We start from the raw sequence: 20,753 nt of genomic DNA, 5'->3' as shown, positions 1-20,753 counted from the left end.
AGTATTTAGGATTGCGTGATGAATTCCTTTATAGCCTTTTCCATATCTTTTGTTTTTTTATAAATCCGCATTATGCGGGCGTTTTCGCTGCCGTCAGTGAGGTAGGCGGCATAGACTTCCGGGGGAACTTCCAGGCGGAAAATGTTGCTTTCCTTGCCAATTTTTATGAATATCTCGGTGTACTTGCGTTTGCCGGTTAGATTATTCCTGATGGATTTGAGTTGATTGAGATCGTGGCTGGAAAGGCTAAGGCGACGGGCTAATTCATCATAACCTTTTTCGTTGTTCAGGCTATAGGTCACCTGGGTGTTTTCCAGGATGCTTGAGGAAGTAGCGTTATTAGGAAGCTGGTTTATGGATTGTAGGATGATTCCAATGGCCCCGTTTTGTTTACGAATCGCCTGGTAGTAGAATTCCACGCTTTCCAGGACATTTTCAAATTTCAGCTGCTTGGCAAATTCATCAAAGAGGATAATTCCTTTTTCGGCCCGGTTCTTCCAGATGGTGCGTTGGATAGCCGATTTGATCAGTTTGAGCATCACCGAGAGGATCTCTTTATTGTCCTTTACTTCGTCGAGTTCAAAAACAATCAATCGCTTATCTTCGATCTTATAGGTTTGATCTTCGCTGACTTCAAATAGAAAGCTATATAGACCGTCGCCGACATACTCCGAGAGCACGTGCAAAAAGCTGGTAATATTGAAGTAGTCGGGATGGATTTTAAGGTTCTCCAGCAGCTGATCTTTTTGTTGCTCGATAAAACGGTAAAAACTATCTAAGGAATGCTCTTCTGAGGTGTTTTTGTAATAGTAGCGTAGAATCTTTTTTATGGCTACGGATTGTGCCTTAGTTACTTTTAAATCAGAAGCAAACAGCTCCAATAGGAACACCGATAAATCCTCCAACCGTTCAGGGCCTATATCATCGGGATTGGATATATAAAATGGATTAATCCCTAAACTCTTGCCACTCTCATAGCGTAAAACTGTGTATTGTTCGGGATAGAGCTTTGCGAACTTGGTATAAGATCCTCCCAGGTCTATAATGACCAGCCGGACCCCGTTTTCAAAATACTGGCGAAGAATGTTATTGGCCAAAAAGGATTTCCCTTCACCCGTGGGGGCGAAAATGGCAAAATTGCGCGCCTTGATCCGTTTCTTCTCTTCATCCCATACATCTTTAAGTACGGGGATATTATGCTCGCGGTCATTAAAGATAATGCCGGTAGCATCTGTTTTATAGTTGGTGTTATTGATAAATAAGCATAAAGCGTGTTTTAAATCGGTTACATAAAGATCTTCCTCGGAAAAATTGGAAGAAAAGCAGCAGTAACTGTTAAGCAGATAATTCTTTCGTTCTTCTCCTCGGGGGGCATAAGGGGTGATATCCAGTTCTTTAAACTCTGCCTTAATCTTTGAGGCGATTCTCTTTAAATTATTGGGATTGCTCTCCCAAAAGACTACATTGAGATGGCCACGTATGATCCTGGCGTTATCATCGCTATTGATTTTCTCCAGGATTTCCTGGATCTTTCCAAGCACAACCTTATTCTGAGAGCCAAAATTGGAACTCTTGTTAAGCTCTTCCACTTTTTTATCTAGTAGCTTGCGCCACTTGAGTTTATCATCCAGGTAGAGAATCTGGTTGACAATATGATTTTCATTTAAAGTAAGCCCCAGCCCATCAATAAACCCCTGATGGAATACAAAATCATCGGATGTGAATTTCTCATTGGTTTTGCTTGTCTGTACCCTTTCGCCAAAGCACAGCTCGCTGTTGATGGCCAGGGCTTCAAAATAATGGTCCCCGGTTTGAATATGTTTTTTATCCAACAGGATATCGGTATCGAAGCCTTCATTAAAACCATTGAAGTATTCGGTAGTAAAGTTTGTGATCTCTTCTGGTTGTAATGATTTTATGGAAATTTTTCGGCTGTTAGCTATAAAGGAAACACAATCATTTACCGAGCTGGTAAAGTTTTGCAGGTTAGTATCCAGTTCTCTGATGATGCCTTTGGAGACCTTCTGGAAAGGATTTACGTATTTAGAGTTGTTTAAAGTTTTGTTTCTGGTCAGGGTAAAGAATAATAAAGATCTATGTTCCAAATATTCTCTTTCTTTAAAATAATCGCTGGTGGACTTTTCTAAGAAGGTTTTGTTTGGAAGGCCCTCTGCAGAAAATGTCTTTTTCTCATAAATATCTTGTTTATGCACAACCGTACCCTCCGGTAAGGATTTAATCGCCTGGAACCAGGTGGCGTGTAGGTCTTCAAAATCTTTCTCTGAGAGGGAATAAATTTCAGGCAGATCGAGCCGGTAACATAACACGACATTACCATTACCGGAAAAAATAACATTATCCCGAATGTCTGTAATCGGCCAGTAGGAGGAAAGCTTAATTTTTTTCATAATCGATACCTGAATCTTTTTTGTTACTGATGATCTTTGGAAATGCCCCGGTCATTTGTAGAAATTCCAGGAGCCTGCTGATACGGTTAAGTCCGACATATAATCCTGTATTAAAGAGCAGGGTACTTATTATCACACCCAGGCTGAAGGAGAAAATAATCACCAACAGGGATGCGATAATAGATAGCATCATCAGGGCGAAAAAGGGAAGGGAAAGCCCGAAGATGACCGCGCCTTTTCGAATGTTTCTATAAGGGAAATATTTTTTCATAATGATTCCTGTTTGCGATTTAGACTACCATGGTGATTAAATAGCTGAAGATGCCTACCACGACGCCCGCAATAAGCACAAAGACTAATACCCGGGTAATTCCTTTTTTGAGATCGGAGTTTTCCCCAAAGAAGTGGCCGGCATTAAATAGGAATCCGACCAAAAAGATAACTCCAAGGATAATGGGGAATATATTCCTAATAGTATCAGAAATATCGGCTACGGAATCTTCGATTCCACCGATCTGTGCAAAAAGTGACGTAGAGAGCAACGAGAAAAAAGTTGCCAGAGAGATTGATTTTTTCATAACGGAAAGTTTTAAATTTTTGATTCAATTTCGTTATGAGAAAATTATAAATTTTAAAAGCTAAATAATTGAAAATCAATAAATTGTGAATAAAATAAATTTTGTAGTTTATTGATTTTCAATGCTTTCAATTAGTATTAAATTTTATGGGATTTTGAAAGTGGGTTGTTGATAACTTGAAATGTGGAGAAGAGGAGGAAGCCTAAAACCGTCAATTTTATTATTATGTTCCATAAAAAAGAGAATGTTTAGTGATGGAGTTTTGCTATCAACGATTTTTCATTTATACCCTTTTATCCCTGGTTTTTTCATCAAAAGCAATTAGGTTAAAAAGTTCCCGCATTCGGCTTCTAACCCTGTTTCCATAGTGATCTTCCAATTCTTCAGCATTCAAATTGGTAGTAGCGTGGGTCTTTAGTTTCTTACGGGTTTCCATAAAAAGTTCATACCTTGAAAGTAGAACTTCCCCCATCACATTTAAATCTTTGCCATAAAATCTACCTACCGGTTCAACTCCCAAATCATCAAAACAATAAAATTTCGAGTTGCCGTAATCTTCAATGGTTTTGTAACCCAGGTGGTTAAAACTAAAGGTGACATTGCGACTGGGAATCATTTCGTATGGTCGCTGAGCGGGGACTAAATGCCGTAATAATTTCATCAAGGAAGTTTTTCCACATCCCACGGGTCCCGATAGTAATATTCCTTTATTCAGATCAATACCGTATTTTTTACAATTAGCTTCATCCCGGATGAAGTACGAGGTTAGTTTTAGTAAGAAGGTCTTATCTTCTTTATAAATTTTAAATTTCTTACCAAAAAGAAGTTTTCCTTTTGCATTGAGATATATCAGGATTTTTGAAAAATCATAATGCACGCAGTGTCCATCGAATTTCCCCAGGGAATATTCAATTCCACCTTCAGTTATTTTAGAGGGGTTGTCCATAATCTTTATTTTTAGTGGTTCGCAGGTTGTCCCGGAATTGGGATACTTGCGAGTTATTTAAATTCCTTTTTTTTCTCATTAGCGAATTTTTTTCTACCCAATGCCTAGCCAGGGCTCGCCAATCTCTAATCTCCATCCCATCGCTTGTTTGCCAATGTCGAGTCTCATAGTACTCGAAGAATTTTTTGGCGTATTCTGGGTTGATATTTTTATCATTAAAAAAATCCAGGACCTCCTTCAAACTGTTTGGATGTTTAGTATGTTTAATTGGTTTATTATTGTTTATAGTAGATACCAATGCTTGTCCACTGGTGGGACGCTGCGAGTACACTGCCTGTCCATTATTGGGAGGGTGGCGTCCTATTTCTGGATTGTCTATGGGATGGTAGTGTTCAGCAAGCTGTTCTAATTTGGGATCGTACTGTCCCTCATCCGGTTCATCACTTGTCCCAAAAACGAACATCTTGATTTTACTACCCTTATAAGGGTTATTAGATGGAAAATAACAAAGATATTCCCAGCTATTAAGGTCGGTTACACACCTGTGATAGGTAGATTTGGAACCGATCTTGGCTACACGCATCAAATCCCTTCGGTTCACAAAAAAATCCTTTGCGAACCTGCTGCTATTCCATTCCTGGAATAAAGCCATATATAAGCTGATATGGGTAGGATTTAAGCGATCGTCAAAATAAAACCTTTCAAAAGCGGCGTTCAATTGCTTTATGTAATTCATAATCTATAGATCTAAATAGTGAACGCGGTTGTTTTCCATCACTTTCTGAATTTCCGCTGAATCATAATAAATAATGCCTCCTACCTTAGTGAACGGTAGGGTCCCATTCACTCGTAAATTCTGAAGCGTTCCGGGACTTATTTGTAATATATCCATGACCTCTGAAGATTTCAAATATTTCTTTAAAGTTCCGGATTCCTGGTTACGGAGAAGTTGTTTAATTTCTTCGAGTAATTCCATTTTAAACTCTCGAAGATCATCGGTGGTAATAATTGATGTTGGCATAATAGAACAAATTTTATGGACTGGAACATTGCATTTGAGAGTCCCTGACCTGGTTTAACAATTGTTCTACAAATTTGATCTACTTTATGCTGAATCTTTCCCTATAGATTTCGTACTACGAAAAAGTTTAACAGTTAATACATTATGATAGAATATGGGGTAGTTTGAAGATAAATGAAAGGGGGAGGAAATAGGTTTCTCAATAAAATTAATGGAGACTGATTTTTTCGTAGTTACGTTTTACTTCGAAATATTATTTTTCTTCATCTTGTCGCATTTTTGCTTCCAGGTTTACGGCGAGGTGATGAAGGTATTTTGGTCTGGGCCCTTTTCTGGCTTTAATTTCTCCGTAGGTTTTATAAATATTTTCAAGTTTAATATTGAAAAAATCTTCAAAGGCTGAAGTTATCGTTTTAAGGTCTGCAGTGCCGTGGTTAAGGTCGCCTTTAAGATATAGGGCATAAATAATTTCTACTAACGAGGTTTTAGAACCTGACCATAATAATAAACTGGGCTGACGCTCCCGGAAATTCCCACTGCTTCCAGGCTGCAGCTGTTCCAATTTTTCGCGTATGTAATGAATGAAACGATAAAGCGCTTGTACCTTGGCCCATAACATATCGTGACTGGTTGAGAATTCTGGATTTTGGTAATAATTAATAGTAGGGGTAAAGGAGAAATCAGTTCTGCCGCTTCTACTGAAGAATTGAGGATCCAGATAATTATGGTTTTGCTCCATATAGTTAACAAAACTGTTATTGGCCGAGAAGAACTTATTTATCTTTTTAATCTCCTTTTCTAAAAAACGTACTTTATGGGTATTTCCAGCTTTGGGCAGCATTAGCTCACATGATCGAACTTCGGTAAAATAGATGAGATAACTCATCGGGATAGGCTTAATGTTTTTGAAAAATTCGATCTCTGACTGGGTATCTTCGAAATCATCCCGATCTACCTGCTTCTGCAATTTAGATAAGGTTTTAATGCATACCCCTATACCGTCTTCAGCCTTCTTCAAATCAGTTTTCCCCGACTGAATTAAGCTTTCGACTTTCTCGCTAAATGTCGACATGGCCTTTTCAAACATGTGATTCGTTTTTAAAGAAAACAAATAATGCCTTTGTTGTGCTATTTTCAATATGGTTTTTTAAGGGTAAATATTAAAAAATATGCTTCAAAGGGGGTGTCAATCTTTTCTAAGCCAATCCAGAGCTTCAAGGCTAAAGTTATCATCCGCCTGGACATAGGCTAACTTAGGAATCAAAGTCGCTCCTAATTTTCTTTTTTCAAAACTAGCGCTAAGTCCTAAATCGACTTTGGTAAAGCCGAGTTCATTTGCTCTTTGGATTGTTTGATATAGTAATTGGCGGTACGTATTAAATTTTTCGTTTTGATCATAATCCATTCCTACTAAACTAGGGATATAAGTACCCCCTGAATTAGTGCAGAACATGACCCCTATCGGATTATCATAAGAGGTCTTAGCTTCTGCATTCAGACTTAGGACTAAAAATTCCCACCTTGGATCATTACCCATTTCGATAAATAGCTTTTTTGGAAACTTAAAGGTATTGATCCCTAAGTTATTACTCCAAACCTGTTCGAATAATGCGTAGAAGTGGTCGATTTCAGCTGGGGTGGGATCTTTAATTATTGATATTGTAAAATAGTTTTCAAATGCTTTTATCTCTTTTCTAAAATGCTTTCTTGAACGTTTACTAAGAGTATTTAAATATGCTTCCTCGTTATTCCAACTGAGGTTGGTAAGTTCACAAGCCTCCGGCATATCTATGGAAATGAAACCTTGCTCGTGAAGGAAAGTGTTTAAAGTATTTGTTTTTTCAAAATCCCTTAAAATGATAAGTTTTGCTCCTACCTTAGTCTTTATTTCATCAAGTTTCTCGAGAAATAACCGCATCGATCGAATATGTAGTGGATGATCATCGTCTAAAAACAAATGAGCTCCCTCTGAAAAAACCGAGCCCAAGGATAGAACGACATCGGTCATATAATAGGGATCCTGTTCACGCATTTTTTCAATGACTCTTGAGGTATTAGCATCAGAAAGCATATCATTTTTTAAAAGCGCACTGGTAAGAGATGCTGCCAAAACCATTTTACCTTTTTTATCCTTTATCGTAATGTAATGGAATCCCCAATTATGCTCCTGCAAATTATTATTGGTAAAGACTTTCTCCAAAAAATTAAGGCCATCCCAGTCATATGTACCCTTTCCGGAAAAACAGGTATCCCACTCAGTTTTATTTATTTGTTGAATGGTTTCGGTACATTCCAGATTTAGTTCATCAATTTGAGTATCTACAGTATTATTTTCTTCAGTTTTCTGAATTCCAAATGATTTATAAATCCTGGTTAAATCAGTGTGAGTTTCCTCCATAGCCAGGGGAAAGTAATAGCTCATCGCATCTACCAACGCCTGGATATCCTTCAATTCATTATGCCTGGAAATCGTTATTCTAACCCCTGTATTTTTAACCGGAACGGCCGGGAATAACCCAAGGTTTACAAAAAATCCGGCATTCATCATTTTGCTTACGAAATTGTACCCTGTGGCCGGTAGCCCTGTACCAATGTAAAATACCGGGGAAGCATTTTTGTGTACTAACGGCAAATCTGATAACTCCAGTAAATGATTGAAGTAATTTATTTTTCGCTCCAAATCTGATTGTAAATCATAGATCTCCGGCGATAAATGGATATCGGCGGAAGCAGTTGCAGCAGCAACCGAGGCAGGTTCCAACTGGGCAGAAAATGTGAGCGGCCCTCCGAAATTTTTAATCTTTTTATGCAATTTTTCATCAGGGCATACCAGCACTGCACCACTAGCCCCAAAAGTTTTACTTAAAGTGCCGAATAATAGTATATTCTGCGGAAGCTCTTTCAATACAGACATAACATAACCCGAACCGTGCTTTCCTTTCCAACTCATTCCGTGAACATCATCAATGTAAAGATGTAGTTGCGGATATTTTTTGGCTAACTCCATCAAATCCTGCAGCGGGGCAAAATCCCCGTACATAGAATAAACTCCGTCTGCCATATACCAAATTTTATTAGCCTTGTTTCTTAAGTCTTTGATATAGTGTTCCAGCATATCCATATTGCTATGTCTGATCATCCTTACCGTTATCCCTTTTGATTTTAAAACCTCCGTGGCACTTTGTACACTCCAGTGTACCTGATGGTCCAAGATCACCGCATCACCGTCCCTTACAGCAGTCGGAATTACTGCTAAATGTCCAAGCGTACTATTTTTAGTGATGAGTATGGGGTGCTGGTACATTTGGAAAATTTTCTCTTCTAACGGCGCATATAGGGGATGTGAAATATATGTTTTAGACAAAGGAAACTGGGTTCCGTATTTTTGAATGGCATTTATTGCTGCCCCTTTTAGTCTTTTATCCTGTTCAAGGCCCAGATATCCCGTGGTCCCGAAATGATAAGAAGATTTACCGTTAATGGTTATTTGTCGTCCGTTTAATTCATTGCCTTCTGCATGGAGATGGATTACCCCCGCATTGGTTGCATTAGTGATTACTTCATCAACCGTATCCAGAAAATTATTGTGTTTAACCTTAGCCATAACTTTTAATATGATAATTTCCTTTTCAAGCTATGATAAATATCTCTTATAATTCTGACCGTTATAATAAAAAGTCTTTTCAGAACAGTTATTCGGCTTTTCGTTCAAATGCTATTAAGTCCTATGAGAATAACTTTATAACATAGTATATAAATTCAAGGAAGATGTTCTGGTAAGACGTATTGAAATTTTATTTTATATTAGTGATATCCAAATTATTACGGGATGGTTGTGGATGGTACTTATGCAAAAATGTGGATTTCCAAGGGGATCCTATACTTTGTCTATAAAGAAATTTATGAGATCAATAGGAGTATGGCCAAACAGATCGTAAGCCAGCGATTACAGCTGCAGAATGAAAATTCATATCCTATATTTTGTGATCTAAGGGCCGTCACCATTGCACAGAAGCAAGCAAGGGATTATTTGGCTATTGAAGGTGCATATATGACAACGGCTCTTGCCCTGCTAGTTGAAGATGAGCACGCCATGGTAATCGCCCAGATGTATATTAAAACAAATAGCCCGGCTTACCCTACCCGGGTATTTACTAATAAGGAAAAGGCGCTGTCGTTCTTGCAGGACTATAAGAAGTAACCATTAATAAAATAATATAGAGGTCAGTATTTAAATACGTATCTTTAGTGTCAGTAAATATAGAAAAATATGGATGTATTTAAGGGACAAAATCTTCTAGAGTTCGCTGATCGGTTCAAAACCGACGAAGATTGCAAAAAATATCTTTCTTCCATTAAGTCCAAAAGCAACTTCAAATGTACAAGGTGTGATCATAATGCTTATCAGATGCGTAAAGATTTTGCCAGGCAGTGCAATATATGTGGGCACATTGAATCTGCTACTGCGAATACCCTTTTTCATAAGGTAAAATTTGGGGTCCGAAAAGCATTCTTCATATGTTTTGAAATGGCCACCACCACTAAAAGTTTATCTGCCAGTTATATGGCGGTACGCTATGGGATTACGGAAAAAACGGCACGGCTATTTATGTTGAAGGTCAGGGAGGCTATGGCCTCGGGAGGAAATAACCCCATGGATGGCGATGTCCACGTAGATGAATTTGTCCTAGGTGGAAAGGATGAGGGGAAAATAGGAAGAAGTTATGGTGGTAAGAAAAAGAAGGCGGTCACGGCTGTTCAATTGACCGAAGAGGGCAAGGTAAAGAGAATGTAGGCCATGAAAATAGATGATTTCTCTGCGCAGTCACTTCAGTATATTTTTATTGACCATATAAGCCGGGAGGCCAAGATAACAACCGATAAATGGCGGGGCTACAGACCAATATCAAAAGCTTATGACATTACACAAATAGATAGCAATAAGGGGCTTAACTTTAAGGCCATCCACACAATGATACATCAAGTGAAATCTTGGATAAGGACTACCTATTCCTGGGTAAGCGACCAAAACCTAAACAGGTACTTTAATGAGTTTTGTTTCAGGATCAACCGGTCTCAAAGTAAAGCTACGATATTTAATAACCTCATAACTAAAATGGTGAAGGGTGGTGTTATTTATCAATCAAAATTAATAAGTAACTAACTACTTACCTCTAAAATAATAATTATGGAAAAGGAAATCAGCAACGAGGAGAAAATGAGGTTCAATTCTTTGTATCAGCAAATCATCGAAATTGCCTGTGGCAATTTTATGTTTCGCCAGGAGCCATCCGGTCGCAGAGATCCGCTAGATACTATTGGCGTATTATTGAATATGATGTCCGAAGAAATTTATAATTCCTGTTTCAAATCCCAGCAGCGGGAAGAACATCCGGAATTCCATTTTTCAATATTCCTGAATGATAACTATCATATAACTTCCTATACTTCCGAAACTCCCACGATCCTGAAATGGGATGAAAAAAAAATTGATAGGCCAGTTTCAGAAATTCTTTCCAATAATTCGGTAACTATTTTAAAAAAGGAACTAGAATCAAATGGTGAAAAACCCTATCAGCGATTAATTGCTTTAGACTTTCTAACTGAAAATAAAGGCCTATACAGAACTCCCTGTACTATTCAGAAGATGACGGGCATTAATTCAGACTGCTCTTATGTGATTACCGCTTTTCGTTTCAAAAATAAAGATGAGGAGGAGGAAGAGAAAGAAAGCAATACCGCCCAGTCTTCAAAATCAGAAAAGAAAGAAAGTGCCGCAACAAAAATACTGCTAAAACAAGTACGTCTCTATATTCTTCGAAATCTGCATACGGAACTGCCCTCCCTTAAGGAATTGGGACTTATTCACCGCACGAATAAAACTAAGCTCAAAGAGGAATTTAAGAAAATGTATGGCACTACGATACCTCGGTTTCATATGGAAAAAAGACTCGAAAAAGGTGCTCTTTTAATCCGAAGTACGGAATTACCTATTTCCATAATTATGCAGAGATGCGGTTTTAAGGATCACTCACATTTTTCTAAGAATTTTCGGCTTCAATATGGCCAAACCCCTTCGCAATACAGAAAGGAAAATACCTGGTCAATTCAATAACAGAATAGTTTTACGGCTTTAGCAACCATTTTCTTTGAGGTTATTTGATGAAATTTACTATTGTAAATGATAAAGTAGCCGGAAGCTTATACTACTTTCAATTTTCAGTAAAAAAACTGGAAAGTTTACACCATAAAAGAAACATTAAAAATCTTTTTGCGCAGAAAGTAGGAGAAGCCGAAAATCCTTCAAAGAGTAGGTACATATTAAAACTTTATATTATGAAAAAGTTATTTTTAATTCCAGCAATGGCACTTCTTGTTGTTCTAGGCATGTCCTTTACAAGTTTGGGAAGTGAAATCGAAGTTCAACCCGAAGCGGTTGCGAATGATTATGTGTATGATAATGGTAACTGGCGAGCAATACCTGAACAAAACTGTACGGGAGGTACACAAACATGCCAGGTACAGTTTGGTACAAATGGTCCAACTTATGACCTCTATGATGAAATGGATCTAACTACCAAAAAGCAAGAGAGCGATGGTACCATAATCATCCTTGAATAGGATAATTTTATAAATCCTACTGGTCATTGGACCAGTAGGATTTTCATTATTAATTTGAATAGTTCCATCATGCAGTTTACTCGGGCAACACCAAGAAGTTCTGTAAATTGTCTTTTATGATATAGTTATCGATGGCTTCATTGACATCCTCCAGGCTTATAAAGTTTTCCAATATTTCCGGATATTTTAAAATATACTCCTGATAATCGTTTCCCTCTTCCAAACGTCTTTTTAAAAATTGTGGCCAAAAATTAAAATAGCCGAATGAATTTATTTGGGAAGTAAATTTTCTGGATGCATGTTTCACATGGGATGCCAACCAATCTTCATCCACACCAACTTTTTTTAATTTTTCGATTTCGCTCATCGAATTGGCCAACATATTGCCTTCATTCCCCAGTTCACTATTGAAATTAATCTGAAAGGTGTATAGACTATCCCTTAAACTAATCCATTGTCCCCCTGCCCCCGGTCCATAACAATCTAATCGTAAAACCTTAACAAGTCTTTCATAAAAAGCAGTATTGACAAGATCTAAAACAACCTGATTTTTAATTTTAGGCTCTATCTTAACCGGTAGATATAATTCAGAAAATGATTGTTCAATACCCTTGTAACGTAAAGTATCACTTCTTCTTTCTTGTCTTTTACTCCATTTCTTAATTTTTTCTCCCCCACGTTCTGAAACTGGTAATCCAGAGAGGTAAGGTGCAATCTCTTCAATTAGTTCCAAAGACTGAAAATCACCGGTGATAATAAAGGTATATTCATCAAAGTTTGAAAAATGTTCTTTATAGGCATTTAACAATTCTTTTTGGCTTAGTTTGTTTAAGGCTTTTTCATCGAAGGAAGGGGATTTTGGATTCCAGATCTTTTCAATCTTTTCGTGAAAAAAACCAGACCCCCCTTTAACTCCATAAGGACTAAAACGTTCCTTCATTGTTTTCTTCCAGTAATTGAATGCCTGGACATCATCTTCAGGAGCCTTGATGTATTGAAACAAAAGCTTAAAAAAAGAATGTAAATTCTTGCCGTCAAAATTACCTTCAATAAGATAATTGTCTTTATCTGTTTCAAAGTTCATCTGCATATCATTATCGCGCTTGAATTCTTCAATTTGAAAATGATTATGCCAATCCGTTCCCGCCATAGAGGCATATTTATGAGCCAGTAGCTGTTTATTATAAAGTTCTGGATTCCCGTTAAAACGTATGGGTTGGAACCCTAACACTTCAATTCGATTTTTAAAATTAGAGGATTGAGGTGTTGTAGGCTTCAATAGGACTTTAATATTATTTTCTAATATAACTGTAGTTACATCTACTGTATTCTGAATGATATCCATCCTGGGATTTATATTTTTATCAGCCACGTTCTTAATAGAATATATTTTCTTTAACGGGGAACGGTATTTTGGTATGGGGGAACTATAAGCCTTTTTAATAATCTTCTCAATTTTATACTTTTCCGGAATGTCGGTTTTTGGAACGTTGATAAAGATAAAATCAGAGTTTTTTAGCAAATTTCTTCTTTCATCGGCAAATTTCTGTAACTCAGCGAGAGAGATTTGATTCATCTGGTTTGCCAGTTTTTTGCGTACGCTATCGGATGGAGCCGCAAATTGATAAATAAAATGATTTTCATAATCCCGGGCTAGATAACTTGAATTGGGAGATGAAATCACCATAGTTGATTTTAGTCTGTACTTTGCTTCTTGTAAATCCTGCAGAGTAAAATTGGAGTGAATGATCTCATCGGCTTTGACAGCTTCAAAAATTTTTCTTTCTATTGAACCAGGATTTTGACCTAATCCAACGGTCATAAGTCGAAGGCTTATTTGGTTACTGGCCAAACCATTATTGGCATACCGGGTTGAGTATTTTGAAAATGGGGGCTGGTATTGCCTCTTGTATTCCGTTTTCCTTTTTGTGATGATATATTCATATAGATTTTGAAGAATACCAGTATAATAATCCTTTTCCGATCGATACTTGAAATCATGATTGATTCTTTTTGAAAAAATATCCAGTCGCCAGTTAGTGTTCAAGGTGTCCTTAATAGATTCGTACTGGTTTTCTCCGGTTAACTCAAAATTAAACTTTTCAATGGCCTTTGAAGGATCCCTTATTTTTGATGGCTTAGTTAAGTTGGAGAACTTATTTTTAATGATATTTTCAAGACTATCAAGATTAAAAGGCCCTACCACTATAGCAGCCTGTAAATCGGGCCTATACCAGTCTTGATAAAAATCTTTTAAACGGTTTATATCAAGATTTTTTACATTTTCAATACTTTTTTTTCTGTCGTATAAAGGAAAGGTGGTATTTCGAAGAATAATTTCTCCTTCATTATTGTATAGCCTGTCCCAATAAGCATCAGTGGGCCGTAATTCACCAAGTATGCTTCCGCGGTGCATGTCAAGGCGTGATGAATCAATTAGAATACCTCCAGCCCATTGTTCCAAAACAGTTAATCCAAGATTGAGCTTTTCCTGATTACTGTTAGGAATGAACAAAGAGTAACTTGTGGAAAGTCTGCCGGTCTGAGCTCTGTGATCAATATCGTTTAGGTTAAGTAACGTTACCAGATCTTTATATTTTTCTACATCCCTAACGGCCACATGCTCTAAAAGATGGGCATACTCGGACTGATCTTCATCTTCATGAAAGATTCCTGCTTTCGCGATCATTTTCATTACCACCTCTCCTTCTGGATGGTCATTAAACTTTAGGTAATAAGTAAAACCATTATCAAGTTTACCAAATCTCACGGTGCTATCCAATGGGATAGTTTTATCTGAAAGCTTTGTCCGTGAAATTTGCCCGTAGGAAAGTAATGCGTTTAAAATAAAGATTATTGCAAAAATATACTGTCTATTAATAGCCATCATTCTGAATTAAATTTGGATTTTTTGAAATTTCTTCGCTTGGAATGGGATAAAAACTATCGGTCATTTCCCAGGTAGGATTGCTGTGAAAAGCAGTGTCTATGTTGCCACTTCTTTTCAGGTCAAACCAACGATGTCCCCATTCAGTAAATAATTCCTTTCGGCGTTGGATATAAATTTCTTCTAGTAGAGCCTCGCCTGATATGCCGGGATTGATTTCTGCTAATAAGGGTAAGTCTGCTCGCCTACGAATCACATCGAGATCCTCGACTGCCGCATCAATTTCATTCATTTTTAACCTTGCCTCAGCCCGAATCAGGTATTGCTCAGCTAATCGTAAGACCATAGAATATTCCTGGATAGGAAATTGGGTGCTGGAACTGATTTTATATTTATGGCTGAAAAATGCATTTAGTGATGTATTATACCCAATCCACTTTTCCCGACGAAGATCATTCTCACTGAATTCTTCAACCAGAGACTCATCAAGTTTTAGCGTAGAAAAAAAGGAAAAAAATGGGTCGATAACGAACATACTACCATCATTCGTATGGGAAACGATACCACCGCCTCCAATCGGTGAAATTTGCCATATTGCTTCGCGACTATTAGCAAGAAAGACATCGTCAAGGTTTTCCAAAATTTCATAGGAAGCTGACTCCTGTATGACTTCCGTACTCAATCTTTCAGCTTCCTGCCAATCTCCCAGAAACAAATAGACTCTTGCTAGAAATGCCTTTGCCACAAATTTATTCACGCTAGTCTTTTCGGAATTCCTATAGGACGTATTCAGTATTTCAGATGAGAATTGGAGGTCATTTTCAATTTGGGTATAAATCTCTTCTTTTTCTGCCTGTGGTTTCAGTGCATTTACCCGGTAATCTGTGTCCAGAATAAGTGGAACAATCTCATATAGGTTAACCAGGTAGAAATAGGTGAAAGCTCTTACAAACCTTGCCTCGCCTTCCAACTGTTGTTGTAATTCCGCATCAATTGATGTAGAATTGGTTAAACCTTCGATATAAGAATTACATAAATAAATTATGTTGTAGGCACTGGTCCAAAGTTCGAGGTTACCTGAATTGGTAGGGGCGATTTCATGGTCCTGAAATTCCATCATGGTGATGTTCCCTGAATTAAGGTATTGAACATTATCGGATGATAGCCCTGCCAGCACTGTTACGCTGGATCTTGAACCACTTGAAAATTCTGCCTGGTGTAGCTCATTATAGATGCCATCCATGGCGCTGATTGCTGTTTCATCATTGCTGAAAACTTCAGCTCTTACTAATTTATCCGTAGGAGCATCGATGGATACCACGTCCTCACAGGAAAAGTGGAAGCTAAGAAGCAGTAGAATGAAAGTTCGAATAATTGACTTGTTAATTTTCATTGCTATTATTTTAAAAGTTGATTTGAGCACCCGCGGTAACGGTTCGCAGATTGCCTATAAAATTGCCCTCGTAAGAATTTTCGGGATCCATACCACCATACGATGTTATAGTCCAAAGGTTTTGCCCGTGCAAAAACAGATTAAACTTTTCTATTCCGATGGTTTGAAGAAATTTCCCGGGAAGATCGTAGCTCAGTGTTAGGGTTTTTAAGCGAAAAAACGATCCGTCTTCAACAAAACGGGAACTATTAATAGCGTTGGAAAATGCTAAACTACCTTGATAGGTTTGGGTTGGAGCCTGGTAGCCATCTGAAGAATAGCCGGAGAGGATGTTTTGCGGTCTCCCTGCATTATAGTAGATCAGTTTTCCATTCTGCTTGACGAACTGCCATAGAAATTGCAAAGAAAATCCTCGATAGGTAAAATTATTGTTCAAACCTCCAAATAGCTCCCGTGTACGATCTTCCACTATGGTTCTGTCCTGGAAATCCAGCCTGGCATCTTCGTTCACGTCCGTGAAGGAATAGTAGCCGGTTTCTGGATCTATTCCCGTGTAGTCATAATTCAATGAAATATTTAGCGGTTCTCCTACCCGGTAGGTATTGGCATAGGAAGACTGCTCGATTCCAGGATAACGCAGCAGCTCATTTTCTGGAAGACTAATGTTGAAGGAGGTTTGCCAGCTGAAATTTTCATTGTTAAAGTTCAATGTATTTAATTCTATCTCCAATCCCCTGTTTTCTACGGTAGCGGGTAAATTGGCCTGGACAGAGCCGAAACCTGTAATGGCCGGAAGTGTATAGCCTACTAACTGGTTTGAGGAACGACTGCGATACCAGCTTAAGCCAAAATTCATTCTATTTTTCCAAAATCCCAGTTCCAGGCCTACCTCCAGTTTCTTATTGACCTCCCAGGAGTAATCGGGGTTTGCAAGTGCGGTAGGGTACAAGCCTCCAGGGCCTCTGGTAGCTTCATAAGCATCGAGATATCCATAATCTCCAATCTGGTCGTTACCCGTACTACCATAACTGGCTCTTAACTTACCTAAGGAGATAAAGGGAAAAGCGTTGTTAAAGAAGTCTTCCTCTGAGAAGATCCAGGCTGTTCCAATAGCTCCAAAATTGGCAAACCGGTTATTCGGGCCAAACCTGCTTGACCCATCCCTTCTTCCTGTTAGGTTGAGATAATATTTTTTATCCCAGTTCATCCCAATTCGCGCAAATACCGCTGCATATTTGTACTGGATTCTTGAACTTCGCGCATTGAGAATATCCTGCGCAGCTGCAAGGTTACCGATGAGTGACTCAGAGGCATAATTGGTTCCTTGTAAACTTTGACGTGAACTGTTATTTTCCTGAACTGTGGCGCCAAGTATAGAATTTACTTCCAGTTTTCCAAAATTGATGGTGTATAATAACTGTGGCTCTATAATCCATGATTCTCTTACAGAACTTAAATGGGCAGACCTGTTTACGGGATTCCCAGCCGGATTATAAGATCTTGCCGGCAAGGTCCACAGTTCGTCGCTATCATACCGGGTATACCCAAAACCTGATTTTATTTGGAACCCCGGTAAAATCTCATAAGAAATACTAGTGCTTGTAATCAGATTATTGGTGCCGATAACATTACTATTAAAATATCCTTCAAACGGGTTAGCAAGTCCTGCTTCTGCCCATTCTGACCAGTTTAGAGTCCCGTCGGAATCAAGTAGGGCGGGTGCATTTGGAGGAAGGAAGTTTAGAGTGCCGAGTTTAAGATCTCCGGTAATCTTATTCCTATCTAAACCATAATTCAAGGAAGCAGTGATATTAAACTTCTCATCTTCGGAAAAATGATTCAGGCTCATATTTCCGGTCAGTTTCCGGTATTGGTAATCGCCGGGGTAGACAGTACCCTGTGAAAACCACGAACCGCCCAACCTGAAAGATGTATTATCATTCCCACCGCTAAATGTGAGATTAGCATTGGTGACTTCAGCGTTTCTTCCGAATGCATATTCCTGCCAGTCTGTATATCGTTCCTGGTCCCAAAGCACAAGATCATATGCGTTACTTTGGTCAGGTTCCACACCGTCATTTTCAAATGCAGCTTTTCTAATATCGAGGTATCTGGGAGTTCGAAGTAAATCCAATCTTTCCGGTACTGATGATAGCCCTGTATAGATGCGCATTTCCAAACCTGTACCTGCCTGCGCACCGGTTTTGGTAGTAATGAGGACTACCCCGTTAGCTCCTCTCGATCCGTAAATAGCTGTAGCATCTGCGTCTTTTAAGACCTCGATACTTTTGATGTTTGAAGGATTAAGGTTGTTTAAAGGGTCAATTCCTGATGTACCTAAAAGTGAGTTGGTTTCTACCGGCTCTGCACTAATCGGCACACCGTCAATAATATATAATGGATAATTGCCTTCCGTTCTAAGACTATTAATTCCTCTAATCCTGATAGTGGAAGCCGCCCCTGGATTTGCGCCCCCTGATGTTATTTCAACACCAGCCATCCTGCCCTGCAGGGCCTGTAGAGGACTTATTATCGGCTGGTTTTCAATTTCCCCAGCGGTGACCCTCGAAATATTTCCTGTACTTTCCCTTTTGGTAGTATTATAGTATCCTGCATTGATTTTTACTTCACCCAAGCCAGAAATATCACCTTCTAGTTGAATACTAATTTCTTCGTTGTTATCTACCTGGATTTCTACAGTTTTATAACCTATATAGGAAAAAACCAAAGTACCATTGGCAGGAGCGGTAATGCTGTATTCCCCATCCAAGTTAGTTACTGTTCCTCTTTTGGTATTCTTTACCGTTACAGTAACCCCAGGGATGGGTATCCCGTTTTGATCTGTTACTAATCCCGAAACCACCTGCTGTTGAAAGAGTGGGGGAGAAGTGGTTGCTGCAGTCGCAGACTTTGAGAGGAAGAATATTATTCCACCAAGAATAATTAGCGCCACCCATTTAAGGCGCGAGTAATTATTTTTCATAATTTTACGTGTGATTTAAATGAAACATTGTTTTATTTAAGCTTAGGCCTTCCCCACCAGACGGCAATCTTAGGGGAAGGCTTTTTGGCTTAACACCTTTAACTAAGGCTAATTCACTTTTTCTTTACATAGACAATTTCTTTTTTTACTAAACTTAACGAGCTTATGCGTTAAAACCTATTACCCAAATCTATGTTGCCCAGTGTCTCAAAGAGACCCCACCCAAAGCTGTTATTGAATAGTAGGGCACATAACAGCAGCCCACGGGATTGTTTATAAGATTTCCTTGTTCCCGCAAACAAGAATTGTCGAATTACAGTAATAGATACTGCCGGCCACTATGACCTATAATAAAGTAGGGGCAAAAAAGCGAGACTTATAGCTTATAAATTGTAGAAGATTACTTTGAAAATTAAGAAGAGTTGTAAACCAAAAAAGGGCGTGGCTCAACTTAACGGATTGGGGTACTGGTATACCTTGGAAACGATAAGTGAGATGTCACGCCCCGGGCCGTGAGCATCCTTGCTTATCCTCTCGTTTCCTAAAAATTACCAGTTTTCAATCCGAGATTCAAAGCGAAATGCTTCTAATATTTTACTTAAAGAAGTTTCGCTAAATTACATAATAATTATGTAATTTATTCAAATATAAAAATTATTAACGACATATAAGTCGTTGTAAATGTTAAAATTTATAGAGTATTTTACTTATGTGAAGTACAAGAAGAAACTTTTTAGGTATCGAGTGGCAGTAGGCATAGTTTTCAAGAAATTAAGACTGGAAACTACTATTAATAACAAACCTTTAGTTCAACAGGCTTTGAATGACAAAATTCAAATAAAATACAACAAAGCTTGGAATGCTGCGCGGGAAGAATCACTCCCAAATACTACCTTAGAAAATTTATATTTAATGTGTGATTTTTTTCAATTAAGCTTTGAAGAACTTTTTAAGCGAATTGATAACATTTCGGCTAAAGAGATTGATAGCACTATAAAGCAGCGAAGAAAACTAAGCCGGCTTTATGATAAAATTTAGAAGCACTTCCTCAATAACGGCTTTCACTAATTTCTATTTAATTTAAAGTTTTATATTAAGCAAAACTGCATTTATTCCGGTGTCTTAAGATCAAAAGAGTATATTGTGATGGATATATCTAGTTGCCCATAATTGCAAAAATCATCGTTTAATGAAAAGCCTTTTAATTATTGGAGTTCTTTTTTGTTCGACATTATACGCGTGCGGACAATCAAACAATGACAGATTTATTTTCTTCCTACATAGCCGCTTTTTAGAAGAACACTCACTTGATGAATCGCATCCAGAATTCGGGAGGACTAAATACAAAGAAATCTTAGAAGAATTTGAAAAAAACGGTTTTAAAGTCATCAGCGAAAAAAGGAACGGTAATGTGAATGCTCGAGATTATGCTCTCGAAATTGTAAACCAAATAGACAGTTTGATTTCAAATGGCGCCGATCCTGAAAAAATAACAGTAGTGGGAACCTCAAAAGGTGGATATATTGCTCAATATGTTTCAACGTTTGCAAATAATCCCAAATTAAATTTTGTGTTTGTGGCAAGTTTTAGGAATACCGATTTGGAAGATATACCGGAAATAAATTATTGCGGAAATATTTTGACCATTTATGACAGAACCGACCCGTTTGGGGTTTCAGCAATTAAAAGAAAAGAAAATTCAAATTGTAAAATCAGGCACTTTAAAGAAGTGGAATTAAATACGGGATTGGGACACGGGTTTTTGTTTAAGCCGCTAAAAGAATGGATTCAACCAACGATACAATGGGCAAATGGAAATTATAAATAAGGTCAGCAGATAACAAAGACGGTTAATCGCCAATAGGCGGTAGCGTTAGAAAAATAATAATTAACTTGACCAACAAACTAATACTAAG

At 38.0% G+C, this 20,753-nt stretch carries 16 protein-coding genes and 1 pseudogene; 6 read left to right on the top strand and 11 right to left on the bottom strand.

What is annotated here, in order from left to right; translation table 11 throughout:
- Positions 1-5 precede the first annotated feature (5 nt).
- The 8 genes from LB467_RS15630 to LB467_RS15595 all read right to left on the bottom strand — a co-directional run bounded on the left by LB467_RS15630 (position 6) and on the right by LB467_RS15595 (position 8,557).
- Positions 6-2,408, bottom strand: coding sequence for a TraG family conjugative transposon ATPase (locus LB467_RS15630; protein ID WP_224474990.1), 2,403 nt, complete (start codon positions 2,406-2,408; stop codon positions 6-8).
- On the bottom strand, positions 2,395-2,679 hold the full coding sequence (locus LB467_RS15625) for a hypothetical protein (protein ID WP_224474989.1): 285 nt from the start codon (positions 2,677-2,679) through the stop codon (positions 2,395-2,397). Before LB467_RS15625 ends, LB467_RS15630 begins: the two co-directional genes overlap by 14 nt.
- Positions 2,680-2,698: 19 nt before the next feature.
- On the bottom strand, positions 2,699-2,986 hold the full coding sequence (locus tag LB467_RS15620; protein ID WP_224474988.1) for a hypothetical protein: 288 nt from the start codon (positions 2,984-2,986) through the stop codon (positions 2,699-2,701).
- 283 nt (positions 2,987-3,269) lie between these two features.
- Positions 3,270-3,932, bottom strand: coding sequence for a P-loop NTPase family protein (locus LB467_RS15615; protein ID WP_224474987.1), 663 nt, complete (start codon positions 3,930-3,932; stop codon positions 3,270-3,272).
- The gene (locus LB467_RS15610) at positions 3,916-4,668 is read right to left on the bottom strand and encodes a hypothetical protein (RefSeq protein ID WP_224474986.1); all 753 of its coding nucleotides are present in this window, start codon (positions 4,666-4,668) and stop codon (positions 3,916-3,918) included. Before LB467_RS15610 ends, LB467_RS15615 begins: the two co-directional genes overlap by 17 nt.
- 3 nt (positions 4,669-4,671) lie before the next feature.
- Positions 4,672-4,953, bottom strand: coding sequence for a helix-turn-helix domain-containing protein (locus tag LB467_RS15605; protein WP_224474985.1), 282 nt, complete (start codon positions 4,951-4,953; stop codon positions 4,672-4,674).
- A 253-nt stretch (positions 4,954-5,206) separates the two neighbouring features.
- A complete protein-coding gene (locus LB467_RS15600; protein WP_224474984.1) occupies positions 5,207-6,040 on the bottom strand; it encodes an RteC domain-containing protein in 834 nt (277 codons plus the stop codon).
- A 99-nt stretch (positions 6,041-6,139) separates the two neighbouring features.
- Positions 6,140-8,557 (bottom strand): bifunctional aminotransferase class I/II-fold pyridoxal phosphate-dependent enzyme/GNAT family N-acetyltransferase, encoded by a 2,418-nt coding sequence (locus LB467_RS15595; protein WP_224474983.1) that lies wholly within the window; start codon positions 8,555-8,557, stop codon positions 6,140-6,142.
- A 225-nt stretch (positions 8,558-8,782) separates the two neighbouring features.
- Here LB467_RS15595 and LB467_RS15590 point away from each other — a divergent pair, with 225 nt between their 5' ends.
- From LB467_RS15590 to LB467_RS15575, 4 genes and pseudogenes are all read left to right on the top strand, one after another.
- Positions 8,783-9,154 carry a DUF7793 family protein gene (locus tag LB467_RS15590; RefSeq protein ID WP_224474982.1) on the top strand — a complete coding sequence of 124 codons (372 nt, stop codon included), beginning with the start codon at positions 8,783-8,785 and terminating at the stop codon, positions 9,152-9,154.
- 69 nt (positions 9,155-9,223) lie between these two features.
- Positions 9,224-10,117: pseudogene (locus LB467_RS15585) on the top strand (IS1595 family transposase).
- Positions 10,118-10,141: 24 nt separating this feature from the next.
- Entirely contained in the window at positions 10,142-11,068 is a 927-nt protein-coding gene (locus LB467_RS15580; RefSeq protein ID WP_224474981.1) for a helix-turn-helix domain-containing protein, read from the top strand.
- A 47-nt stretch (positions 11,069-11,115) separates the two neighbouring features.
- Complete coding sequence (locus LB467_RS15575; RefSeq protein ID WP_224474980.1) at positions 11,116-11,574, top strand: DUF6520 family protein; 459 nt, start codon at positions 11,116-11,118, stop codon at positions 11,572-11,574.
- Between the two features lie 76 nt (positions 11,575-11,650).
- Here the strand turns inward: LB467_RS15575 and LB467_RS15570 are convergent, their stop codons facing one another.
- Genes LB467_RS15570 through LB467_RS15560 form a run of 3 tightly spaced genes read right to left on the bottom strand, consistent with a single transcriptional unit; the run spans position 11,651 to position 18,837 of the window.
- Entirely contained in the window at positions 11,651-14,464 is a 2,814-nt protein-coding gene (locus LB467_RS15570; RefSeq protein WP_224474979.1) for a M16 family metallopeptidase, read from the bottom strand.
- Positions 14,451-15,854: a RagB/SusD family nutrient uptake outer membrane protein gene (locus LB467_RS15565; protein WP_224474978.1), complete on the bottom strand. Its 1,404-nt coding sequence runs from the start codon at positions 15,852-15,854 to the stop codon at positions 14,451-14,453. The genes LB467_RS15570 and LB467_RS15565 overlap by 14 nt, the downstream gene beginning before the upstream one ends.
- Before the next feature lie 10 nt (positions 15,855-15,864).
- Positions 15,865-18,837 (bottom strand): SusC/RagA family TonB-linked outer membrane protein, encoded by a 2,973-nt coding sequence (locus LB467_RS15560; protein ID WP_224474977.1) that lies wholly within the window; start codon positions 18,835-18,837, stop codon positions 15,865-15,867.
- Positions 18,838-19,518: 681 nt separating this feature from the next.
- Here LB467_RS15560 and LB467_RS15555 point away from each other — a divergent pair.
- The gene (locus tag LB467_RS15555; RefSeq protein WP_224474976.1) at positions 19,519-19,875 is read left to right on the top strand and encodes a hypothetical protein; all 357 of its coding nucleotides are present in this window, start codon (positions 19,519-19,521) and stop codon (positions 19,873-19,875) included.
- A 151-nt stretch (positions 19,876-20,026) separates the two neighbouring features.
- Positions 20,027-20,665 carry an alpha/beta hydrolase gene (locus LB467_RS15550; protein WP_224474975.1) on the top strand — a complete coding sequence of 213 codons (639 nt, stop codon included), beginning with the start codon at positions 20,027-20,029 and terminating at the stop codon, positions 20,663-20,665.
- The last annotated feature ends 88 nt before the right edge of the window (positions 20,666-20,753 follow it).

Origin of the sequence: Salegentibacter tibetensis (assembly GCF_020164485.1) — a bacterium.
GTDB classification, from domain to species: Bacteria; Bacteroidota; Bacteroidia; order Flavobacteriales; family Flavobacteriaceae; genus Salegentibacter; species Salegentibacter tibetensis.
This window is presented reverse-complemented; position numbering and strand designations above follow the sequence as displayed.